Source organism: bacterium (genome assembly GCA_018814885.1).
Classification (GTDB): Bacteria; Krumholzibacteriota; Krumholzibacteriia; order LZORAL124-64-63; family LZORAL124-64-63; genus JAHIYU01.
The window spans coordinates 1-21,140 of sequence record JAHIYU010000163.1 but is presented as its reverse complement, the minus strand read 5'-3'; the positions used below and the strand labels follow the sequence as shown (position 1 = coordinate 21,140).

Here is a 21,140-nt window from a genome sequence, read left to right as displayed (position 1 = left end):
TATTGACAGGAATCTGAGTTCGCGATTCCATGCGTGCAAGGAGGTGATATCATGAATAAAACCGATCTGATCAATGCTGTCGCTGAGAAGTCCGGGCTGTCCAAGAAGGACGCTACGTCAGCCGTGAACGCCATCTTTTCGACGGTGCCTCGCGAGGGCATCATCGCGACCGAAGTCGCGAAGGGCAAGAGGGTCCAGCTGACTGGTTTCGGCACTTTTGAACGCCGCAACCGCAAGAAGCGCAAGGCCCGCAATCCGCAGACCGGCGCTGAGATCATGATCCCCGCGACCAAGTATCCCGCGTTCTCCGCGGGCAAGTCGCTCAAGGAGCGTGTCTCGAGCAAGTAGCATCCCGAGCATCCCGAGCATCCCGAGCATTACGATGGGACGCGAACGGGGGTGGGGGGGGGCGGCCGCGTGTCGCCCCCCGCCGCGTATCCCGGGAGACGGGGGGACACCGGTCGCGATCCCCGCGTCACGGGCTCTTGCTCGCCCCGTCTCCGGCTGGTATCTTGTAGGCTACGGTGCGGGAACCGACACGCACCGTATTGGTTTGAGCGTGGGTTCCATCGCGGAGCCCTGGCGCCGTATCGATCCCGGACAAACAATCACGGAGTGACAATGGCTTCCATCATGCATGAAAAAGCGGTCTGGTCCGTCATGCTGGCCTTGCTGGCTTTCGGCTTGTACATCGCGCCCTCGCTGGCCCAGGCGCCCGCGCCGGGTGATGGCGACTGGTCGCCGGTGGCGATCGTCTACATCGCCGACGTCGGCGGCAAGATCGAACCCTGCGGCTGAAAGAGCAACCGCCGCGGCGGGGTGGCCCGGAGGGCCACCGTCCTGGACAAGATCTGGAACCAAGGCAATCCGGTGCTGATGATCGACGCCGGCGATCTGTTCGGCCGGCGCGCCAGGATCGACAGGGAACAGACGCGCTTCCTCTGCGAGCTGACCAGCGAGTTCGGCTGCGACGCCATCGGTCTCGGCGAAACCGACCTGAACTACGGGATCGGTTTTCTCCGCGAGATGATCGACACCTATCAGCTGCCCTTCACCAGTGCCAACGTTCGTCTGCCCGACGACGGCGAACTGATCCTGCCCGAGTACCTGCTGATCGAGCGGGGCGGTGTCACCTTCGGCGTATGTTCGGTGCTGGATCCAGAACAGCAGATCATGACCATGTCCGCAAAGGAAGAGGTCTACCAGGTAGACGATCCGACGCAATCGCTCGAGGGACTGGTCCCGCGCATGCGAGAGGCGGGCGCGCAGTCCATCGTGCTGCTGTCGCACCTGGGCGACACCGGTACCGAGGCCATCCTGACCGCAGTGCCGGGCATCGACATCTGCCTCGTCGGCCATTCGCGGCGCCCCTACCGTACGGAGCGCATCTTCCAGCAAGCCGCGTTCCTGTGCTCTTCGTTCGAGGGCCGTTACATCGGCTGCATGAACGGGCATTTCGAGAGGGCCTCCGGTGGTCTCAAGGCCTTCGAGGTCGAGGTGACCGAATTGAACGACTCCATCGCCGACGATCCCGTGATGCTCGAGCGCGTCGAGGCGTTCAAGGTTCATCTCGAGGAGTTCCGGATCGCGTCCCGGGGCATCTACCAGCAGACCAAGGGGTCCGCGGACGAGTCGTTCCTCACCGACCGCGAATGCCGCAAGTGCCACCAGGACGTCTGGGACCACCTGCGGGACAGCACCCACAACGCCGCGCTGTCGATCCTGGCACGCAAGGGACAGGGCGACGCCCCGGAATGCCTGGTCTGCCACACGACCGGGTACGTCTACATCGGCGGCTACGACGACAAGCCGCCGGCCAATCGCCTGAGCGGCGTGCAGTGCGAGGCCTGCCACGGCTACGGCACACTGCACCGGCGCGACGGAGCCTGGGCGCTGGAGGCGCGCAATTCGTGCGTGACCTGCCACGACCTGGAGAACAGCCCCGAGTTCGAATATGACGCGTATTGGGCCAAGATCGAACATTGAGCGCGATGTCGCCGAGGGCGCACGCATGGACGGCCGGAGCTTTCGAGCGACGGCCGTCGCGGCTTGCACGGCCTGGATGCTGCTGCTGACTTGTGCCGGCGGCGCCCTCGCCCTGGACGTGTTCACCCTGTGGCGGCAGCCCGAAGCGCCCCTGCGGATCTCGCCAGGCTGCCGGGTCGATTACCTCGGCACCTCCATCGAGGCGGGACGCCGCCGTGTGGATGCCTTGCGGATCCAGTGCGTGGGCGAGACGGAAGCGGCCTGGATGATCGAGGTCCTGCCGCTTGAGGAGACCCCGGACGGTCGCATCCCACTGCCGGGTGAAGGCTTGCGCCTGACCATCGCCAGGGAACTGGCGGGGCGTTCTGGCTCGCTGATCGATTTCGTGCTTGAGGTCGAACAGTGGCGGGAGGGAATCGGCCAGGTGCTGCCTCCCGAGCAGTGGCGCGACGATCCCCTGGCCGGGGCCTTCCTGGAAACCGGTTTCACCCCCGACAGCAAGGAGATGCAGGGCAAGACGACGCGCGTGGTCGGCGACGCGGATCTGCTGTGCGAGCAATTCACCCTGGCCGCCAGCGACACGACGCGAATCACCCTTCCTCGCGGCCAGATGATCCAGATACACCGGAGGGAGGTGAGCGCCGCCGTGCATGACGGGATCCCGTTCCTGGGTATCGCCTATGCGGCGGAACGCGCCGAGACGCGCTCGGAGCTCGTGCCTGCCGGCCGCCGCCAGCCACCGCCGCCGGCCCTGCGCATCGAGACCATGGAACTGCTGGATTTCGGCGAAGATGCCGTTGCCGTGCTCGATGGGCTTGAGTCCTCCTTTTGATGTATGTTATAATTGCTTATGCTTTCTGCTGAATTGCAAGAACTTAGGGCCGAGGCGCAAAGCTACCTCCAGTCCCTGGACCAACCCTGCGCCCCGCAAGCCGTGGCACGCCACATCTTCGGACCTCAGCGTCACGAGGACCCCGTGGCGGCACTGCTCGTGCGCGCGATTCTCGAACCGATGACATGCGTCGAACGGGCACACGACGGGCGCTGGATGGCTCTCGACGCGTCTTACCTGGAGATACCCCTGGACGAAGCCCGCCTGGTGGCGGTCGATCTCGAGACCACGGGCAGCCTCACCGGCGTGGACCGGATCATCGAGGTGGGCATGGCCATGCTGGAGCGGGGGCAGATCGTGAAGCAGTTCAGCAGCCTCTGCCACAGCGAGCGTCACGTGTCGCCACGCATCCGCAGGTTGACCGGCATCAAGCCCAGCCAGTTGAAGGAGGCTCCGCCTTTCGGGGAAGTGGCGCCCGTGATCGTCGACATGCTGCAAGGCGCGCACGCCTTCGTCGCCCACGATGTGCGTTTCGACATGCCCTTCCTGCGCTGGGAGCTGGGTCGCCACGGTCTGGAGATGCCCGACGCGCCGGCGGTCTGCACGCTGCAACTCGCCAGGAGCCTCTGGCCCGATCTGGACGGATGGCGGCTCCAGGACCTCGCGGGCACCTTCGCCGTGGCGCACACGCATCCCCACCGCGCCGGTGAAGACGCCCTGGCGACTGCCGGTGTCCTGGCGCGCGCCCTGTTAGACGCGCGCGCGCTCGGCGCGCGGACCCTCGGCGACCTCTACCGTCTCACCTCCGCCAGCCGGGACCTCGGTGAAGAGGACGATCTGCTCGAAGCCAACGCCGCGGGCTGACATCATCCCCTGGATAAATCGGAACTCTTCTGACCCGCCCCGGTTGACTCTCGGGTTCCGATCTTGTAGTATGCGCAACACTGATCGCTCGGCACGCTGTGTACCTGACGGCTCGCTGCCGCGGGACGTGGAGAATCAAGGAGGATGCCATGCAGCGACGCAGGGGTGACGCGGAACTTCTGGTCCGCGACAAATCTTACGTGAAATTCGAGCAACTGCTGGCCAAGGCTGAGAACGAGGGCCGCATCGACGGCGATTTCAAATGTCTGGTGTGCGGTATGCGTTATCTGCACAAGGATGAGGCGGAGAACTGCTGCAAGATCCTACCTTGACGGTTCAACCGTTCTTCTTCACTTCGTTGTGGACCCGGACCCGATCATGAAGATCCCGCAATACTGTTCCGTCTGCAAGGCGGAGTACGAGATGTCGGTCGTACCCACGTCGGACGGGGACGACGACGGTGTCGTCTGGCTCCAGTGCCCGAGTTGCAAGGGGTTTCTGCCCAAGGTCAGTTCGAGTGTCGATCTGCGGAGCTCCGGCGGAGAGGCGGACGGGACCGCCGCGGGGGCGGATCTCCCGCGGGAAACCTACCCGGGGAAGGCGGAGCGGAGCGGCCCGCCGGCGGATGGAACTTCGGGGCGGCCCGGCATCGAAGGTGCCGACGTACCGTCCCGGCCGGAGGCACCGAAGGACGCGACATCGCAGCCCGATCCCCTCGAGAACATGGACATCTCCGTCGCCATGGCCTACCGCCCCTGGGAAACCTACGCAGAGGGCGATGTCATCCATCACCTGGCCTGGGACGACTACGGCGTGGTCGTCGCCAAGGAGGTCCTGCCCGGCAACCGGAAGGTGGTGCAGGTCAAGTTCGCGGAGGCCGGCACCGTTCGCCTGATCGAGCAGGAGGGGGAGGGGCCGTGAGCGGCCCCCGGCGCCGCGTTTCCGCCCCCGCGGTTTCCTGCGCCCTGATATTCCTGTTCACCTGTTGCCTCCCGACCGCGCCGCGCGCGGCCCCCTGGGCCGAGCCGCTGCCCTGGGACGCCCTCACGGACGACGCCGGCTTCACCTTCGAGGCCCAGAGGTTCGACGATCCTGACAGCGGCTGGCAGGTGGATGCTCTCGGCATGATGAGCGTGGTGCCACACGGCGCCGTCAATCGCGTCTATCTGCGCTGGCGGCATCTCAATTTCAACACGGGCGGACACTCCGTCCTGGCGCGCTGGCCCGAGACCGTGCCTCCCTACGGGGAGGGCGGGCAGCCCGACCTCGGCTGGCCGGGGGAGACCGCCATCGCGGGGTGGGGACGTCCCGAGCTGGGGCTGCTCGCGCCGCTTCGCCTGCCGCTGCTCGGTGCAAGCGCCTTCTGTGGAGAGGTGGCGCTGCCATTCGCGCGCAACGCCCTCTATCCGTTCGCCGCGCGCAGCACCAGCCTGCGGCTCGCCTTGCGCCGGCCTTTACGCCTCGGCGATCATCTGACCTGTGCAGTCGTTTGCGAGCAGGTCATGAACATGGCTGCCGCCGGCGAGGACCTCGCCGAAGCGGCCTTCCCCTCGCTGACCGCCTGGGGCGGATCGCTGGAGTGGAGCTTCGCGCGGGCCGGCGTCCTGCGCCTCTCGGCGCGCGATGCCGGCGGCGGCGCGAGCCGGCGCCTGCGACTGACCCTGAATCTGCCCCTGGGCGATCGCCGCAGCCTCGCCCTGGGCGTGATGCGCGGACTCGGGGACGCCGAAGATCGTCTTTTCGCCACACGCTTCACCGTCGCCATGTCCATCGGCATGGCCGCGCCGCCCGTCGGCGAACCGGGAGCGGCGCCCGAGGGGGGCTCATGAGAGGCTTGCGCGCATCCTGCAGCATCCTGTCGGTGTTGCTGCCGTTCTGCCTCGTCGCACCGGCGGCCGCCGGGTCCGGCGGGGAGATCGAAGTGACCTGGGGCGACTCCCTCACCGTTGCCGCGGGCGAGATCAGGGGACTCGCCTGGCTCGACGACGACCACTACGTGGCGCTGGTGGCGCAGCCGGACACCCTGCCCGACATGCCGCCGTTGACGACAGCCCTCGCCTGGTTCGACGCGCTGGGGAACGTCACCCGCGAGGAGGATTTCACCGGTACGCTCTCGCGCGGCCTGGCCTTCGACGGCAAGTACCTCTGGAGTCTCGGCGACGCCACGCGGGACGCCGAGGCCACGCTCTACAAGATCGAGTCGGACACCCTGTTCGTCGATGCCGTGTATCCCACGCCGGGACACCGTCCCTGCGGACTGGCGTGGGACGGCCGCTACGTCTGGATGGTGGACCGGGACCGCGGTCGGCTGGATAGTTTCGATCCCGAAACGGAGGAGATCTCGCGTTCGGAGCTGACGCCTGCCTTTTCTCCCTGCGGTCTCGCCTTTGACGGTCGCGCGTTCTGGACCTGCGACAGCGGCACCGGCCGCTTGTACCGCCTTTCACGGGGTGGCGGCGCCTGGAGCGGTACCGTCAGCCGTGAGGGGTTCGATTTCCGGGGACGCGACGTGATGCTGGCCTGGGACGGAGCCTCGCTGTGGGCGGTTCCCCAGTCCGGCGGCGTCGCCCGCCGGATGCGGATTCCCTGAAGAAAAGCAGATCAGGCAAGCTTGGCCGGAATTCTTCCCGCCAATGACTTGACACTTGCCCGATGGTGAATTATCAATTTCTGTGATTTTGGATATCAGAATCACGCAACACAGCAACGGAAGGAACAAGCAAGTGGCCATCAAGCGAGATGTCTTACCGGAGACCGTCAAGGAAAAGGAACGGTCCTTCCAGAAGTTCATCCAGACCGAAGGTCTGAAGACCACCCGGCAACGCAACACCATCGTGAACGTCTTCTTCAACCTGAAGGGGCACGTCTCGGTCGAGGAGCTCCTGCGCGAGGTCAAGGCCGTCAACCCGAAGATCGGATACGCCACGGTCTACCGCACCCTGCACCTGCTGGTCCGCAGCGGTCTGGTCGAGGAGCGCCGCTTCGGTGACGGGCTGGCCCGTTACGAGGGCCACTCCGAGGTCGAGCACCACGATCACATGATCTGCCAGAACTGCGGCCGGATCTTCGAGTTCTTCAATCCGGAGCTGGAGGCCATGCAGGAAACGCTGGCCGAAGAGCACGAGTTCACCATCCACCGTCACCGACTTGAACTCTACGGAGCCTGCAAGGACATCGAGGGCTGCAGCGGCTATCGCCAGGCCAAGGCCGAGAGCAAGCTCAAGGACTGACGGCGGCGTGTCTGGCTGCCGTCCCATCCGGACGGGGAGTGTTCGGTGATGAGTGATTCGGGTTGGCTCAGACTCGAGACCGACCATGAAGCGCTGCGGTACAACATCAGCCGCTTCCGGGAGTTCACGCCTGCCGCGACGCGTCTGCTCGCCGTGGTGAAGGCCGACGGGTACGGTCACGGTCTCCTCCCGGCCGCCGTCGCTTTCCTGGACGGCGGCGCCGACATGCTCGGCGTGCACGCCGTCGAGGAAGCCGACGCCCTCCGGCGGGGCGGCGTCGAAGCGCCCGTGCTGATCCTCGGACCGGTCAATCGCGAGGGAGCTTCGCTGGCCTCCCGCCTCGACGCCGAGATCACGGTCGGATCGCTGGCCGGAGCGGCGATCGCGGCCGAGGTCGCCGCTCCGGCGAGGCCCTTGCGGGTACATCTCAAGGTGGAAACCGGCGTCAATCGACAGGGCATCGTGGAAGACGAGCTGGACGATGCCCTGGCCCTGCTGACCGGCAGGCCAGGCCTGGAACTGGTCGGCGTGTCGAGCCACTTCGCCGATATCGAGGACACCACCGACCACAGCTGGGCCAGGGCCCAATCCGACAGATTCACCAGATGGCTCGCGACGCTCGCGGACAGGGGGCACGGGAGCCTGGCGCGCCACATGTCTTGCAGCGCGGCGGCGATCCTCTGGCGCTCCGCCTACCGCGACATCGTTCGCGTCGGCATCGCGGCCTACGGCATCTGGCCATCGCGCGAGACCCTCGTCTCCGCGCGGGCGGCGGACCATCCCGACCTGGTTCTCAAGCCGGCGATCACCTGGTCCTGCGCGGTGGCCCAGGTTCGCCGCGTGCCCACCGGCGAAACCGTCGGCTACGGGCGCACGTGGAAGGCGGAGCGCCCGAGCGCGATCGCCGTGTTGCCCGTCGGCTACTCCGACGGCTATCCGCGTCGCCTACAAGAGCCGGCCCATGTCCTGATCGGGGGACATCGTGCGCCGGTGCGCGGCCGGATCTGCATGAACCTGACCATGGTCGACGTGACGGACATACCTGGCGTCGTCGCTGGCGACATCGCCGTCCTGCTGGGCGCCCAGGGCGAGGAACGCATCACCGCCGAGAAGCTCGCCGACTGGCTCGGCACCATTCCCTACGAGGTGCTCACCTTGCCCGGGCCGTCCTGGCGGCGCGCGGTGCACGGTGCGCCGGTGAGGAGCTGACGTGCTGGACGCCATCCGCAAGCTCTTCCAGGACGAAGCCGCTCCCTCCGCCAAGCCGGACGACGATGTCGAGCACAGGATCCAGGTCTCGACCTGCGCCCTGCTGCTGGAGATCGCCTGGGCCGACGAGGACTTCAGCGACGAGGAGCGCGCCGTGGTCGCGTCCCTGGTGCGGGAAAGGTTCGCGCTCGACGAAGCGTCGCTCGCCAGCCTGCTGGATCTGGCCAGGCGCGAGCGGGAGCGCAGCACCGATCTCTACCAGTTCACGCGCCTGATCCGCGAGCGGCTGCCGCGGCACGAGCGGCTGCGCATCCTCGAAGCCCTCTGGCGCGTGGTCTACAGCGACGGCGTGCTGGAAGCCCACGAGGACGCCCTTGTCCACAAGCTGACCCGCCTGCTCGGCCTCAAGCACGAGGAAGCCATCGCCCTGAAGATGCGCGCGCGCGACGCGACGGCCGGCTGACCCGGACCGTTCGACGGTGCTGCAGCATGCTCCGGACCGTGCCTCCTGTACCCTCCCGACCGTCATCCGTACCCACAGGTCCACTTATCGCTTCCGCCGGGCTGCCGGCTCACGGCGCCCGTTATCATAATTGATTGACTTGCAAGTAGATACCTTGTGGCTGGAGACGTGGCACTCCAGATGCTCACCGTGAGCTTAACGAGCCTGACAACGGCCGCATGATCGGGGAGAGGGTCGGCGGCCAGGAACACACACAGGGAGACGATGTCATGAAGAACCTGAGAATCCTGGGGATCCTGGCGATGCTGGGTCTGCTCATCCTGGGCGCGACCGGTTGCGGAGAGACCGGTGGCGTGACAGGCAGCGAGCAGGTCGCGGTGGACGACTACGACGACATGGACCTGAACAAGGCCTACGGCGGCTTGACCATGACCGACGAGGCCGACGGCTTCGGCGACACCTACTACACCGAGACGGAATACATGTACGAGGATGCCGCTTCGGACGACCCCCTGCAGGACGACGCCGAGGTGCAGATGTACGAGGACGAGGTCGCCAACGGCGATCCCACCGACCCGAACCGGCCGACGATCACCGTCGTACGGTTGCTGTGGGGACAGCTCGACGGCCTCGTGGAGGACATCGACGAGGATTTCGACGCCCTCGACTGGAGCGGCATGCTGCGCGTCGATCGGGGCATCGTGTTGGTCAGACGCGTGATCCTCTTCGAGCGTCCCTGGGACAGTCTGGTGCGCCCGCGTATCGACCGTCACACGGTGGCCTGGTTCTCGCACACCGGTCCCCATTTCGACGGCCTGATCGTGCAGATCATCGAGCCTCCGGTCGAGCCAGGTCCCGAGGGCGATCTGCCGCCGGTCAACATGCTGCACCTGTCCACGCCCCAGATCAGCCTCGACTACCCGATGCCGGAAGTCAGCGGCCTCGACGAGACCTATCCCGTGGACGAGCAGGGCAACGCGCTGCGCATCGAGGGTCACCTCCTGACCGATGTCGATCTGTGCCCCAAGGGCTTCCTCAGTGGCATCTGGGTCAGCGATCCCCAGTACGACGAGGATGGCAACCTCATCGCCAACGGCTACTTCAAGGGCCGCTGGGTCGGCATCTGGGGCGGCGTGAAGGGTCTGCTGCGCGGACGCTACGGCGTCAACGACGCGGGCGAGAACGTGTTCTTCGGCAAGTACGTCAGCCGCAACGGCCAGTTCCGCGGCCTGCTGTCGGGCACCTATGGCCCCACCGGGGATCCGGGCCACGGCGTCTTCCAGGGCGAATGGATCAACGCCGCGGAGACGGTGGAGGGCGTCCTGGGCGGTCAATACTTCCAGATCCCGGACCGGCCGGGCGGGTTCTTCGCCGGGCGCTGGGCGACACTCTGCGACCAGGATGCGGTGGAATCCATCAAGTAACGAATCCCGGGCAGGAGGGTATATCACGGCGGCGGCCCCCAGAGGGGCCGTCGCCGTCTTTTCGGCGGGATTATACAGATAACCGATTATCATATACGCGGGGGGTTAGTCTTGTAAGGGGACCCCGAAATGAGGTATAATTAGGCTCCCGCAACAAGCAATCCCGCAGAGAGTTCTTTCCGCGAAGGAGTCCGTCTATGCGCCCCAGGAAAATGGCTCTACTCACCCTGGTTTTGATGTTAGGTATTTCCACCGCCGCCAGCGCCGTGTGGATCGACCAGGGCAGCGCAAAGCAGGTCGAGCCACGGATCGCCGCCTCCGGCGTGGCGTCCTCGGTGATCATGGATATCGAGGTGCCGGGTTTCGAGCTGTCCACCGTGGATATAGACGGACGCGCGCATGCACGCATCTCGCTGCCGGACCACGTCTGGCACATGGAGAGCGGACTCCCCGAACTGCCCTACATCGTCCAGAGCGTCGCGATCGCGGGTGAGGGCGATCCGTACGTCCGCATCCTGGACAGCGTGTGGAACGAACTGGCCGTGGAACCGGTGGTTCCGTCGAAGGGCCACTTCACGCGCGACGTGGATCCGAACTCGATTCCCTACCGGCACGCTGCGCTGTACACCGACGGGGGCGTCTACCCGCAGGCGCAGACCGAAGTGGGCGATCCCTTCATCGTGCGCGACGTGCGCGGCGTCGCCGTCAGGGTCAACGCCTTCCGCTACGACGCCGATCGAGGCGTGCTGCTCGCCCTGCGCAGCATGCGGCTGGAAATCGTCACGACCGGCTCCGGCGGCCTGAACGTGAAGCGCGAGAGCGCCCGCGCGGTCGATCCCCAGTTCGACCGCATCTACCGCAATCTCTTCGCCAACTACGGAGCCGACAAGTACGCGGTCCTCGGTGTCGACGGCCCCATGCTCGTCGTCGCCGCCGACGCCTACCAGGGTGCCGTCACGCCCTACGTGGCGTGGAAGCAGCAGAAGGGCATCCCCGTCGAGCTGATCACCACGAGTTCGGTGGGCGGCACCGCGGCGGGCATCCAGGGCGCCATCAACGCCCGCTACGGCTCGCCCGCTGGCTTGACCTACGTGGTCCTGGTCGGCGACATCGCCGACGTGCCCACCAACAGCGGCACTTACGAGGGGGGAGACAGCGATCCCCGCTACGCCATGGTGGACGGCGGCGACCTCTATCCCGACCTCTTCGTCTCCCGCATCTCGGCGCAGAACGCGCAGCAGGCGGCCGACCAGGTGGAGAAGTTCATCCGCTACGAGCGCGACCCCGACGTCGGCGCGGAGTGGTACCACAAGGCCACCGGCCTGGCGTCCAACGAGGGCAGCCCCACCGACTACGAGCGCGCCAACTTGCTGCGCGACGACCTGCTGGGCTACACCTTCACCACCGTGGACCAGATCTACCAGCCCACCGGCACCACCGCCCAGATCTCCGCGGCCCTGAACGAGGGCCGCAGCCTGATCAACTACATCGGCCACGGCAGCGGCACCAGCTGGAGCAATCCCTACTTCGCGAACTCCGACATCCACGCCCTGGAGAACGGCTGGATGCAGCCCTGGATCATCGACGTCTCCTGCTCCAACGGCGACTTCTCCAACAGCGAGTGCTTCGCCGAGGCCTGGCTGCGCGCCACCGGCGCGAGCGGCGATCCCAACGGCGCCATCGCCAGCTACTCCGCGTCCACCCCCGCCTCCTGGGTGCCACCCTGCGAGATGCAGGCCGAGACGGTCGACCTGCTGGTGGCCGGGCAGGCCAACGTCCTCGGCGCGCTCTACTTCCACGGCGGCATGAAGGTGCTCGACCTCTATCCGGGCACCGGCACCGAGGGCCACAAGCTGATCGAGCAGTACAACATCTTCGGCGACTGTTCGCTGATGGTGCGGACCGACACGCCCCTGGCCGTGGCGGCGACGCACATGCCCGTGGTCTATCTGGGCGCCGCCAGCTTCGCGGTGAACGGGCTGCCCGAAGGCGCCGCCGCCTGCCTGTGGCGCGACGGCGTCATCCACGGCGTCGGCATCGCGGATGCCGGCGGCCTGGCCGACATCGTCCTCGACACGCCGGTGATGACCACCGGCGACGTCACCCTGACGGTCTCCGGCTACAACCTGGAGACCTACCAGGCCGTGCTGCCCGCGATCAATCCCTCGCTGGTCGTGATCGATCCCATGGTCATCGACGCCAACACACCGACCGACGTCACCGTCACCGTCTACGGTCCCGACGGCATCACGCCGCTCGAGGGCATCGACGTCTGGGCCGAGGGCCTCGGTTATGCCACCACACCGGTCGCCACCGATGTGAACGGCGTGGCCGTGATCAACGTGGACTACCCCTTCGGACCGACCCTCGACATCGTCGGCCAGGATCCGGCCGAGACGTTCCCGCTGTTCCGGGAGCCGATCACGGTCAACGCCCTGCCGCTGACCACGCCGGACCTCTACGTGACCACCGACTTCGGCATGAGCGACCAGTTCGGCATGAATCTGCCCGGCACGCTCCACGCCGTGGTGACCGAACCGGCCCACACGCTCTACATGGTGCTGCCCGATGGCACCGAGCTCTCCACGCCGAGCACGGCGCTGGAGGCCACACCCACGGAGCTGGGCGTGGTGACGGGCCTGATCGCCGTGAGCGGCTACGACGTCTACACCGAGACCTTCGACGTGATCGCGGCCTTCGGCACGCTGGCCGGCAACGTCAGCGACCTCACCCTCGCGCCGCTCGCCGGCGTCACGGTCGGCGTCTTCGAGGCGGGCCCCGGAGCCCTCGTGGGCTCGGCGACGACCAACGGCTCGGGCGATTACGCGCTGCCCGATCCCTTCCCGGTCGACGATTACGTGATCATCGTGGACCTGTTCGGCTACCTGCACTACGAGACGACCTTCTTCGTGGGCTTCGACGCCAACACGCACGACATCGTGCTGGAAGCGGCGCCGGCCGGCGATCTGTCCGGCGTCGTCACCGAGGCCGGCACCGGCCTGCCGCTGGAGGCGACCGTGCAGGTCTACCGCAGCGACAACGCCGAGCTGGTCGCCGAGACCACCAGCGATCCCGGCGACGGCAGCTACGGCGTCGCCGGCTTGACCTACTTCACCTACGACGTGCGCGTGCGCGCCTACCACCACACCCCCGTGGCCGTTCCCGTGGAGATCGCGGCACCGGCGGTCGTCGAGGACTTCGTGCTCGATCCCACCGAGGGCGACATCCTGGTCATCGACGACAACGCCAAGCTGGATCGCGACCTGCCGGGCAAGCTGGGCGAGAAGACCCACGCCCTGATCGCGCCGCCGTACCATGCGCTCCCGTCGCGCACCGCGGCGGACATCGTGACCGATCTGGAGAACCTCGGCTACAGCACCACCCTCGAGGCCCTGTCCGCCACCGATCCGGCCACCTGGTGGAGCTACGACATGATCCTGGTCTCCAGCGGCGACAACGAGAGCACCCTGGGCACCGCCGCCTTCCGTCTCGCACTGGTCGACTACGTTGAATCCGGCGGGCACATCCTGCTCGAGGGCGGCGAGATCGCCTACAACCACAACGACGACGCGTCATTCGCGCCGATCGTGCTGCGCATCACCAACTGGAACGGCGACAGCAGCGGCAGCGTGACCGTGGCCGACCCGGCGCACGCCGTGATGAACATGCCCAACGTGATCACCGGCCCGATCCCCGTCGCCTACGTCGGCTACGGCGACGCCGACCGCGTGACCCTGGCCGCCGACGCCCAGTTCGCCGGCAGCTGGAGCAGCTACAGCGCGTACGGCAGCGTGGTCTGCTACGACCCGACGCCCTCGCCGGTGGGCGGGCAGATAGTCTACTTCACCTTCGACTACGGCGCGCTGGACATCGTCGAGGGCGTGAACCTGCTGCACAACGCCGTCGTGTGGCTGCTGGCCGTCGAGGCCCCCGGCACGGCGTCGGTCGGCGGCACGGTGACCCTGCAGGGCTCGGGCGACAATTCCGGCGTCCTGGTGGAGCTGTCGCCGGGCGGCGGCAGCCTGATCACGGACGCGACCGGTTCCTACGAGTTCACGGGTCTCTACGCCGACACCTACACGGTTCGCGCCTCGAAGACGGCCTGGAGCATCGACACGGCCGTGGTCACCCTCGCCGAGGGCGAGGCCCTGACCGGCGTCGATCTGACCCTGACGCATATCTACGAGACGTCGGCGTGCAGCGCGCCGGCCCTGGCCATCCCCGACTACACGCCCGCCGGCGTGACCGATACGATCACCATGGGACTCGGCCTCGGCGCTTCGGTGACTTCGGTGGAGGTCTTCGTGGACATCACCCACACCTACCAGGGCGACCTGATCGTGGAGCTGACATCGCCGGCCAGCACCACGGTGCGGTTGCATAACCGGACGGGATCGGGGACCGACGACATCTACGGCTGGTACCCGACCGAGTTGACGCCCGCCGAGAGCCTGACCCCCTTCGAGGGCGAGGACCTGGACGGGGTCTGGACGCTGCTGGTCAGCGACAACGCCAGCGTAGACATCGGCACCCTCAACGAGTGGTGCCTGCACTTCGTCTACGGCGGCGGTTCGACCGCGGTCGGCGACGTGGCCGGCCCGTACGAGCTGGGACACAACTATCCCAACCCGTTCAATCCGTCGACGACCATCGAGTTCGCGGCGCCGCGCGCCGGCCACGTGAGCCTGAACGTGTACGACCTGGCGGGACGCCTGGTGCGCACGCTGATCGACGGCGATCTGCCGGCTGCGGTGCACTCGGCGATCTGGGACGGCCGCGACCTGACCGGTCGCCAGGTCGCGAGCGGCACCTACTATTATCGTCTGTCGGCGAACGGCTTCGAACAGACGAACAAGATGATGCTGATCAAGTGATGCGAACGCCAAGGAGGGAGAGGGTCGGCACCCTCTCCCTCCCTGCGCGTTCGGCCTTCGGCCTCGTTGCTGCCGCGCTGAGCCTGGCGGGAGAGGGTATCGACCCTCTCCCGCTTCATTCCCCTCGCTTGATCAGACCAGTTCCAGCTCGATGTCCTCGATCTCGATCAGGGGGTGGCGGTCGAATTCGGCGTGTGCGTCGAGCACGAGGTCGAAGCGGCCGCGGATCTCGCCGCTGCCCTTGGCCTCGTAGTCGTGGACAGGCGTGTAACCCTCGGCGCCCTTGGCCGAGGGATCGATGTTTTCCTGGTGCTTGTGGCTGACCAGGCGCACGCCCTCGGGCAGCTCGTCGAGCAGGGTGGAGATTTCCGCCGCGTAGCGGGGGGCATAGGCCAGGTAGCTGAACTTGAACTCGGCGCTGCTGATCTTCCGGTCCGAGACGATACTCACGCCTGTTTCCGCCGACACCCGCTTGGCCTTGCGCCCGAGCAGGGCGCGGGTGACGTTGTCCAGGATCACCTGGCATTGGTGGGCGCCGGGGTGCAGAATCTCGGACAGTTTCTCGCGCAGGGAGCGGTCGGAGATGCCCCTCTCGTGCCCGAAGACGATCATCGCCTCGTGGCCCGCACCGATGCTCAGGCCCGCGAGCAGCCCGTGGATCATCTCGTGAGGCCCGCAGAGCACGACTTCGTAGAAGGTGTTCGGGGAACTTCCGCTCTGCTTGCTGGCCATGACCGGTTCCTCCCTAGGCGAAGAAGACGAAGGTGACGATCACGAAGACCGGCACCAGGATCGGCAGCGAATATTTCAGCAGGTAGCCGAAGAAGCTCGGCATCGGAATGCCCGCCTCCTCCGCGATCGATTTGACCATGAAGTTGGGGGCGTTGCCGATGTAGGTCATGGCCCCCATGAAGACCGCGCCGGCGGAGATGGCCGTCAGGTCCTTGATGAAGGCCGGGTTGCGCGCAGCCTCGTCCAGATGGCCGAGCATGCCCGGCACGGCCGCCTCGGGCATGCCGAAGCCGCCCAGCGCCGTGTTGAAGAAGGTCAGGTAAGTGGGCGCGTTGTCCAGGAAGCTCGACAGTCCGCCGGTCACCCAGAAGTAGTGCACGGGAGTCTTGACGAACTCGATCAGCCCGGCCAGCGCTCCCTGGCTGCCCACCTTCAGGATGGCCAGCGCCGGTACGATCGTCATGAAGATGCCGGCGAAGAGGTACGCGACTTCCTGGATGGGGAACCAGCTGAACTCGTTCTTCTCCCGGATCACCCGGGCCGTCGTGCGCAGGGACAGGATTCCCATCAGGACCAGGAAAGCGTCCTTCAGGATGTTCTGCAGCTCCACGTGGACGTGCCCGTACACGGCGAGCGACGTCAGCTTGACCGATCCCGAGAAGATCACGCCGCCCATCACGCCCAGCAGGAACAGGAGGTTGTGCAGCCCTTCGATCCTGATGCCCTCGCCCTGGCCGTCGTCCGGTGCGGGTTCCTCCTCCTTGCGGAACCAGTAGCTGTCGATGGCGAAGAAGACGCCCAGCAGGAGCGCTACTACCAGGAGCATGTGCGGCAGCAGGGCCTTGGTCACCCAGAAGAAAGGCACGCCGTGCAGGAAGCCCAGGAACAGCGGCGGATCGCCCAGGGGCGTCAGCGAGCCGCCGATGTTGGCCACCAGGAAGATGAAGAAGACGATCACGTGCACCTTGCGCCGGCGCCAGCCGTTGGCGCGCAGCAGGGGACGGATCATGACCATGGCGGCGCCCGTGGTGCCGATCCAGGAGGCCAGGACGGTGCCGATCAGCAGCAGCACCACGTTGACCGCGGGCGTACCCAGCAGGCTGCCGCCCACGTAGATGCCGCCCGAGATCGAGAACAGGGCCCAGAGCAGGATGATGAACGGTATGTAGTCGATCAGGTAGATGTGCAGGATCGACTGCACCGCCTCGGTCCGGTAGGCGATCAGGAAGGGCAGCGCGAAGGCCAGGGCCCAGAAGGCCGACACCTTCGGGAAGTGCCGGTGCCAGAAGTGCGGCGCCACCAGCGGGAAGACGGCGATCGACAGCAGGATGCCCGCGAAGGGCAAGACGCTCCACAGGGGCAGGCGGGCGCCGAGGGCCGGGCTGTGATGGTCGTCGGCCTCGCCGGAGTGGTCGGCCTCCTCGGCTTGGGCGTGGGCCGCCTCGGCGTGGGCGCCCGGGTCGGCCTGCTCGTCGTGCTGGGCGCCGGCGGGCGGCGACCAGGCCACCACGAGGGCCAGGGCCAGGACCAGGCCGATCAAGGCCGCCTGGCGGGAGGGCGACGGGGCCGGTCTCGAGGGGCTCGATTCCATCCGGACTCCTCGGGTCGGGGGCGGGATCTGGCGATCCGAAGTCTCTTGCCAGCTCAAGTCCTTATCGGCAAGGAAGTACGCTGCTCAAGCTAGAGAAGGCCTCCTGGCCTGTCAACGGCGGATAACGGGCGTTTCGGGGGGGCTGGGGCAAATGATAGACATTCTCAAAACAGGCCAAATAATCCTTGCCCCCCGTGGTGGCGGGTGTCAACATACCGCCCAGAATTTGCCGCCGGATACAAGGAATGCCCGGCTGGCGACATGGTTATGCCGGAAGGAGACCGCCTTGAATTCGCGAAAACTGTTTGTGCTGTTCATGGTCATGCTGATGACGTTCGGTGCCGCCAACGCGCTGGCCGACTGCGGCAAGTGCGGCAATCCCGACTGCGGTGGCTGCACCGTCGCGACCATCGGTTCGGAGGTCGCCCATTCGAGCATGGGTGGCACCACGCTCAACAACACCACGGCCATCTTCAACGCGTTCCCCCATCTCGTGATCTACAACGGGAACGGGGTGGAGCTCGACACCGAGTGCCTGGCCGGATCCCCCTCCAACTACCCCGATCCCTTCGGCCGGGCCTGGTGGGAGTGCAAGGAGGATCTGTGGATGATCCTGGACGTCGGCCGTACGGACTACGGCACGCGGTCCTCCAACTTCATGTGGGGCAACAGCCGTGATATGGACGGCTTCTCCCTCATGAACTATGGCAACCTGCCGCAGGGCTACGAGGGCACCACGCATCCCTGGATCAACATCGGTGTCGCCAAGCCGAACGGGGCCGGCGCCTGGTCCGCCAACATCTTCTTCGGCGCGGATTCGTACACGGACGCCGCGGGCGACAACTCGCTCACCGACAGCAGCAGCGGCGTCGGCGCCCTGTTCAGCTGGGGCAACGGCGCAGACCTGAACGTCTCGGCCGAGGTCATGAAGAAGGGCGAGAAGCACGAGTTCCTCAACGGGACCGATGTCGTCGAAAACAAGAACGGCTTCCTCTCCGGCAGTCTCAACGCCCGCAAGGACACCGCCACGCGCATCTACCAGGCCAGTATCGTGTTCGGCTCGGGTTCCTACGAGCCTTTCGGGAATCCGACCCCGGATCCGACGGATACTTCCGTGTTCGGCGTCTACGCCAGCACCGGTAAGTTCCTGAAGAACGCGTGTGACGGCCAGACCTCCATCGAGATCTTCGCCGCCATGGGCAACGAGAAGCACACGACGGGCGATTACGAGGAGAAGGACGGAATGATCGCGTTGCCGGGCGTGCGCGTCGCGGCCTGGGAGCAGATCTCCAAGCACTTCGGCATCATGGGCGCCGTGTACGGCGCGTACATGATCGACAAGTACGAAGAGGTGGACGGCGCCGATCCGGATCCGGACTACGACGACACCTGGAAGTACCACTCCTACGACTGGACCGCGGGCATGTTCTGGCAGCCCAAGTCCAACGTCCGCGTGGACATCCAGTTCAACAAGCCGGAGATGGGCAAGATCATCTCCCTGGGCAACAACGACCCGCTGGCGATGTTCATCGGTGCCACGGTCGGCCTGAACTAAGAACCGATCCTGGTTCCGAGTTCGCACTGCAAGGGGGTCCGGTTCGCCGGACCCCCTGTTGCGTTGTGCGATCGGCGTGGGTCAGTCGCGGCGCTCGAGCCGCAACAGTGTGAGCAGCCGCGTCATGACCAGGCCGCTGAAGCCCCGCCAGGCCACCGGTGGGCGATGGCCTCGCGGTAGGCGGGCAGGGCCTCCCCGTAGCGGCCGTCGCCGCGCAGGCCCCAGGAGTAGCCGAGGCGCATGTAGAGCAGACGCTCGTCCAGGTAGCGGCGCATCTCGGGGTCGGTGATGTGGTCGAGCTGGCTTTCACGGGCCCGGATCACCGAGGGGAAGCGGCGCCAGCCGCCGGCGGAGATGCCCTCGCCGTTGACGCGGTAGTCGTGGCAGGGGCGGTCCAGGAAGGCGAAGACGGCGCCGTCGGCATCGACACGTCGGAAGTCGGTGCAGACCAGGTTCACCTCGGGCAGGGACGCGAAGACGGCGGCCTGGGCCGAGAGCTTACCGGGCAGCATCATGTCGTCCGAATCCAGCAGCGCCATGAGTTCGCGAGGAGGGCAGCTTCTACGTCTGGACGCCGGCGTGGTGTTCGAGTTGATCACTTCGCTGCGGAATTACAACAGTGATCGCGCAGGAGTTTCCTGAGAAATTCCACGCCGATCTACCCTGCCGCAAAAAGGCAAAGTTGGCCCGGGTCCGCGGGTGGCCCTGGTGGCGCTATACCTCCCCGCGAGGCGAACAACAGTCGATAGATCCCGTCAGCCACAGCGTACTGGTAAAACGCCGCGATTTCAAAGAAGCGCTTCGCCCTTACGCACAGCTCGCGGAACAACAACCTGAGCTTTGCCCGCGTCCCGATCACCACACTCACGAAATACAAGACCGCGTTCAATAATGCATACACATTGCGCAGTGCCGTGTACCCACGCACGCGGACATCTTCCAGATTGTAACCTTGCTTCAGGAATCGATACGTCTCCTCGCACTTCCACCGCGTCAAATACACGTCGCCTATCCATACCGCGTGCTCGCGATCAGACGACGGCGCGATGTTCGTCAACAATATGATTGGCTCTTGTCCAAAGCCGTAGATCACCACTAGCCATAGCGGCACGTTGGGGCGCTCTGGCATGCGCACGGGTAGCGATCCCAGGCGTAGCGTGTAACGTCGCCGACAGCCTTCCTTCTCGATCTCAACCTCGCGCTCGACCTCGGCTCGGCAACGACGGACCGCCGTGGCTACGGCGTAGCGCCTCTCCCCTGACAACAACACGTGGCGGTCGCCGCGTTCTCTGATGACGAAGCGAATCCCCTTGTCTAGCAAGGGAATCAGCAACTCGCAGCGGTCACCTCCGCGGTCAATCGCCACGATGCCCCGGCCCTTTGTCGCCGCCATGACCCGGAAGATGGACTGCAAGATCTGTTCGTTCTCGCTACGAAACAGGGGCGCTTCCACCGAGTACAACTCGCCGTACATCGGGATAACCCGATCCCCGTACGGATGCGCTGCGACGATTTCAGTGAGCCAGTAACCCGGCACGATCTCGCCATGCTGACTGCCATCGTGCACGTACGCCAGATGTTCCATTGCCTTCGCGTATGTCTTGCGAATATCTCCAAGATCGACAGCCAGCACGGTGTCATCGGTGACCGCGAACGCGCCCTCACGGCTCAGCCAACGGTTCACGTGATGGGTAAGATCATGAGTTGCCAGCCGTCGACATAGACGATCCTCGGTCTTGATCAGTGCGATCGGTTCGTTCAGTGCTCTGGCGATATTCGAGATCTTGACATCCTTACCAGCCTGGATGCCGTAGAGCATTTCGGTCACAAGTCGCCGGTCGGGTTTCGTCAACCCGGCGCCAAGCCGCCTCGCAAACCGTGTGATTTGGCCCTTCACCTTTGCGCTCAGTCTGCTATCCTCCGCCATGGTGGTCCTCCGAAGATTCCCCAGAAATCTCGCAAGTCTCTGGCTATCCTACGGCGGGACCACCACTTCCACATACGGGAATCACCATCTTGTTGTGGGACTATATGTTATCTGAATCGGTCACGAATTTCTCAGGAAACTCCTGTGATCGCGCGGCGACGCAACCAGCGGCGGATGCGGGCATAGCTGTAACCCTTGTCCCCAGCCAATCGCGCCGGCCGCGTCTCGCGAGGCTCGCACCGAAGACCCGTCCACGCACCAAAGGTCCCAGTCGATGCGTCCCTCCTTGTCCAACCGAACCTGCAGTGTGTCTAGCCCGGATTATTCATGAAGCATACGACTGAGCCCGCAAAGCACCCAGTTTCACCGCCCGGTGGCAGGACCGCGGGGCTTCCGTCGTCAAGCAGCCGGATTGTACCATGGCGAGGCCGGTTCTGCGCTTCGATCTCGAGT

Annotated in this window: 19 protein-coding genes; 15 read left to right on the top strand and 4 right to left on the bottom strand. The window is 65.8% G+C overall.

Features of this window, described 5'->3' with window-relative positions; genetic code table 11:
• The first annotated feature begins 51 nt into the window (after window positions 1-51).
• From KJ554_12415 to KJ554_12350, 14 genes are all read left to right on the top strand, one after another.
• Entirely contained in the window at window positions 52-348 is a 297-nt protein-coding gene (locus KJ554_12415; protein MBU0743136.1) for an HU family DNA-binding protein, read from the top strand.
• Window positions 349-621: 273 nt separating this feature from the next.
• The gene (locus tag KJ554_12410) at window positions 622-798 is read left to right on the top strand and encodes a hypothetical protein (GenBank protein ID MBU0743135.1); all 177 of its coding nucleotides are present in this window, start codon (window positions 622-624) and stop codon (window positions 796-798) included.
• Window positions 799-819: 21 nt separating this feature from the next.
• On the top strand, window positions 820-1,986 hold the full coding sequence (locus KJ554_12405) for a hypothetical protein (GenBank protein MBU0743134.1): 1,167 nt from the start codon (window positions 820-822) through the stop codon (window positions 1,984-1,986).
• Window positions 1,987-2,011: 25 nt separating this feature from the next.
• Window positions 2,012-2,818, top strand: a complete 807-nt coding sequence (locus tag KJ554_12400) for a hypothetical protein (GenBank protein ID MBU0743133.1) — start codon at window positions 2,012-2,014, stop codon at window positions 2,816-2,818.
• 144 nt (window positions 2,819-2,962) lie between these two features.
• Window positions 2,963-3,682 carry a hypothetical protein gene (locus KJ554_12395; GenBank protein MBU0743132.1) on the top strand — a complete coding sequence of 240 codons (720 nt, stop codon included), beginning with the start codon at window positions 2,963-2,965 and terminating at the stop codon, window positions 3,680-3,682.
• Window positions 3,683-3,831: 149 nt separating this feature from the next.
• Complete coding sequence (locus KJ554_12390) at window positions 3,832-4,014, top strand: hypothetical protein (GenBank protein MBU0743131.1); 183 nt, start codon at window positions 3,832-3,834, stop codon at window positions 4,012-4,014.
• A gap of 46 nt (window positions 4,015-4,060) precedes the next feature.
• On the top strand, window positions 4,061-4,603 hold the full coding sequence (locus KJ554_12385) for a hypothetical protein (protein ID MBU0743130.1): 543 nt from the start codon (window positions 4,061-4,063) through the stop codon (window positions 4,601-4,603).
• The gene (locus KJ554_12380; GenBank protein ID MBU0743129.1) at window positions 4,600-5,511 is read left to right on the top strand and encodes a hypothetical protein; all 912 of its coding nucleotides are present in this window, start codon (window positions 4,600-4,602) and stop codon (window positions 5,509-5,511) included. The genes KJ554_12385 and KJ554_12380 overlap by 4 nt, the downstream gene beginning before the upstream one ends.
• Window positions 5,508-6,272 carry a hypothetical protein gene (locus KJ554_12375; GenBank protein MBU0743128.1) on the top strand — a complete coding sequence of 255 codons (765 nt, stop codon included), beginning with the start codon at window positions 5,508-5,510 and terminating at the stop codon, window positions 6,270-6,272. Before KJ554_12380 ends, KJ554_12375 begins: the two co-directional genes overlap by 4 nt.
• Window positions 6,273-6,411: 139 nt before the next feature.
• Entirely contained in the window at window positions 6,412-6,912 is a 501-nt protein-coding gene (locus KJ554_12370) for a transcriptional repressor (GenBank protein MBU0743127.1), read from the top strand.
• A gap of 48 nt (window positions 6,913-6,960) precedes the next feature.
• Window positions 6,961-8,121 (top strand): alanine racemase, encoded by a 1,161-nt coding sequence (gene alr / locus KJ554_12365; protein ID MBU0743126.1) that lies wholly within the window; start codon window positions 6,961-6,963, stop codon window positions 8,119-8,121.
• Window position 8,122: 1 nt separating this feature from the next.
• Window positions 8,123-8,584, top strand: a complete 462-nt coding sequence (locus KJ554_12360) for a TerB family tellurite resistance protein (protein ID MBU0743125.1) — start codon at window positions 8,123-8,125, stop codon at window positions 8,582-8,584.
• 269 nt (window positions 8,585-8,853) lie between these two features.
• Window positions 8,854-10,008: a hypothetical protein gene (locus tag KJ554_12355; GenBank protein ID MBU0743124.1), complete on the top strand. Its 1,155-nt coding sequence runs from the start codon at window positions 8,854-8,856 to the stop codon at window positions 10,006-10,008.
• Window positions 10,009-10,205: 197 nt separating this feature from the next.
• Window positions 10,206-14,882, top strand: a complete 4,677-nt coding sequence (locus KJ554_12350; protein MBU0743123.1) for a proprotein convertase P-domain-containing protein — start codon at window positions 10,206-10,208, stop codon at window positions 14,880-14,882.
• Window positions 14,883-15,014: 132 nt separating this feature from the next.
• Here the strand turns inward: KJ554_12350 and KJ554_12345 are convergent, their stop codons facing one another.
• Together KJ554_12345 and KJ554_12340 are read right to left on the bottom strand one after the other, a co-directional pair.
• Window positions 15,015-15,614: a hypothetical protein gene (locus KJ554_12345; protein ID MBU0743122.1), complete on the bottom strand. Its 600-nt coding sequence runs from the start codon at window positions 15,612-15,614 to the stop codon at window positions 15,015-15,017.
• Window positions 15,615-15,627: 13 nt separating this feature from the next.
• On the bottom strand, window positions 15,628-17,205 hold the full coding sequence (locus KJ554_12340) for a sodium:proton antiporter (GenBank protein MBU0743121.1): 1,578 nt from the start codon (window positions 17,203-17,205) through the stop codon (window positions 15,628-15,630).
• A 286-nt stretch (window positions 17,206-17,491) separates the two neighbouring features.
• On the opposite strand from KJ554_12340, the gene KJ554_12335 reads away from it, so the two are divergent.
• Window positions 17,492-18,760 (top strand): hypothetical protein, encoded by a 1,269-nt coding sequence (locus KJ554_12335; GenBank protein ID MBU0743120.1) that lies wholly within the window; start codon window positions 17,492-17,494, stop codon window positions 18,758-18,760.
• 122 nt (window positions 18,761-18,882) lie between these two features.
• On the opposite strand, the gene KJ554_12330 is transcribed toward KJ554_12335, so the two are convergent.
• Together KJ554_12330 and KJ554_12325 are read right to left on the bottom strand one after the other, a co-directional pair.
• A complete protein-coding gene (locus KJ554_12330) occupies window positions 18,883-19,275 on the bottom strand; it encodes a hypothetical protein (GenBank protein ID MBU0743119.1) in 393 nt (130 codons plus the stop codon).
• A 143-nt stretch (window positions 19,276-19,418) separates the two neighbouring features.
• A complete protein-coding gene (locus KJ554_12325; GenBank protein ID MBU0743118.1) occupies window positions 19,419-20,687 on the bottom strand; it encodes a transposase in 1,269 nt (422 codons plus the stop codon).
• Between the last annotated feature and the right edge of the window lie 453 nt (window positions 20,688-21,140).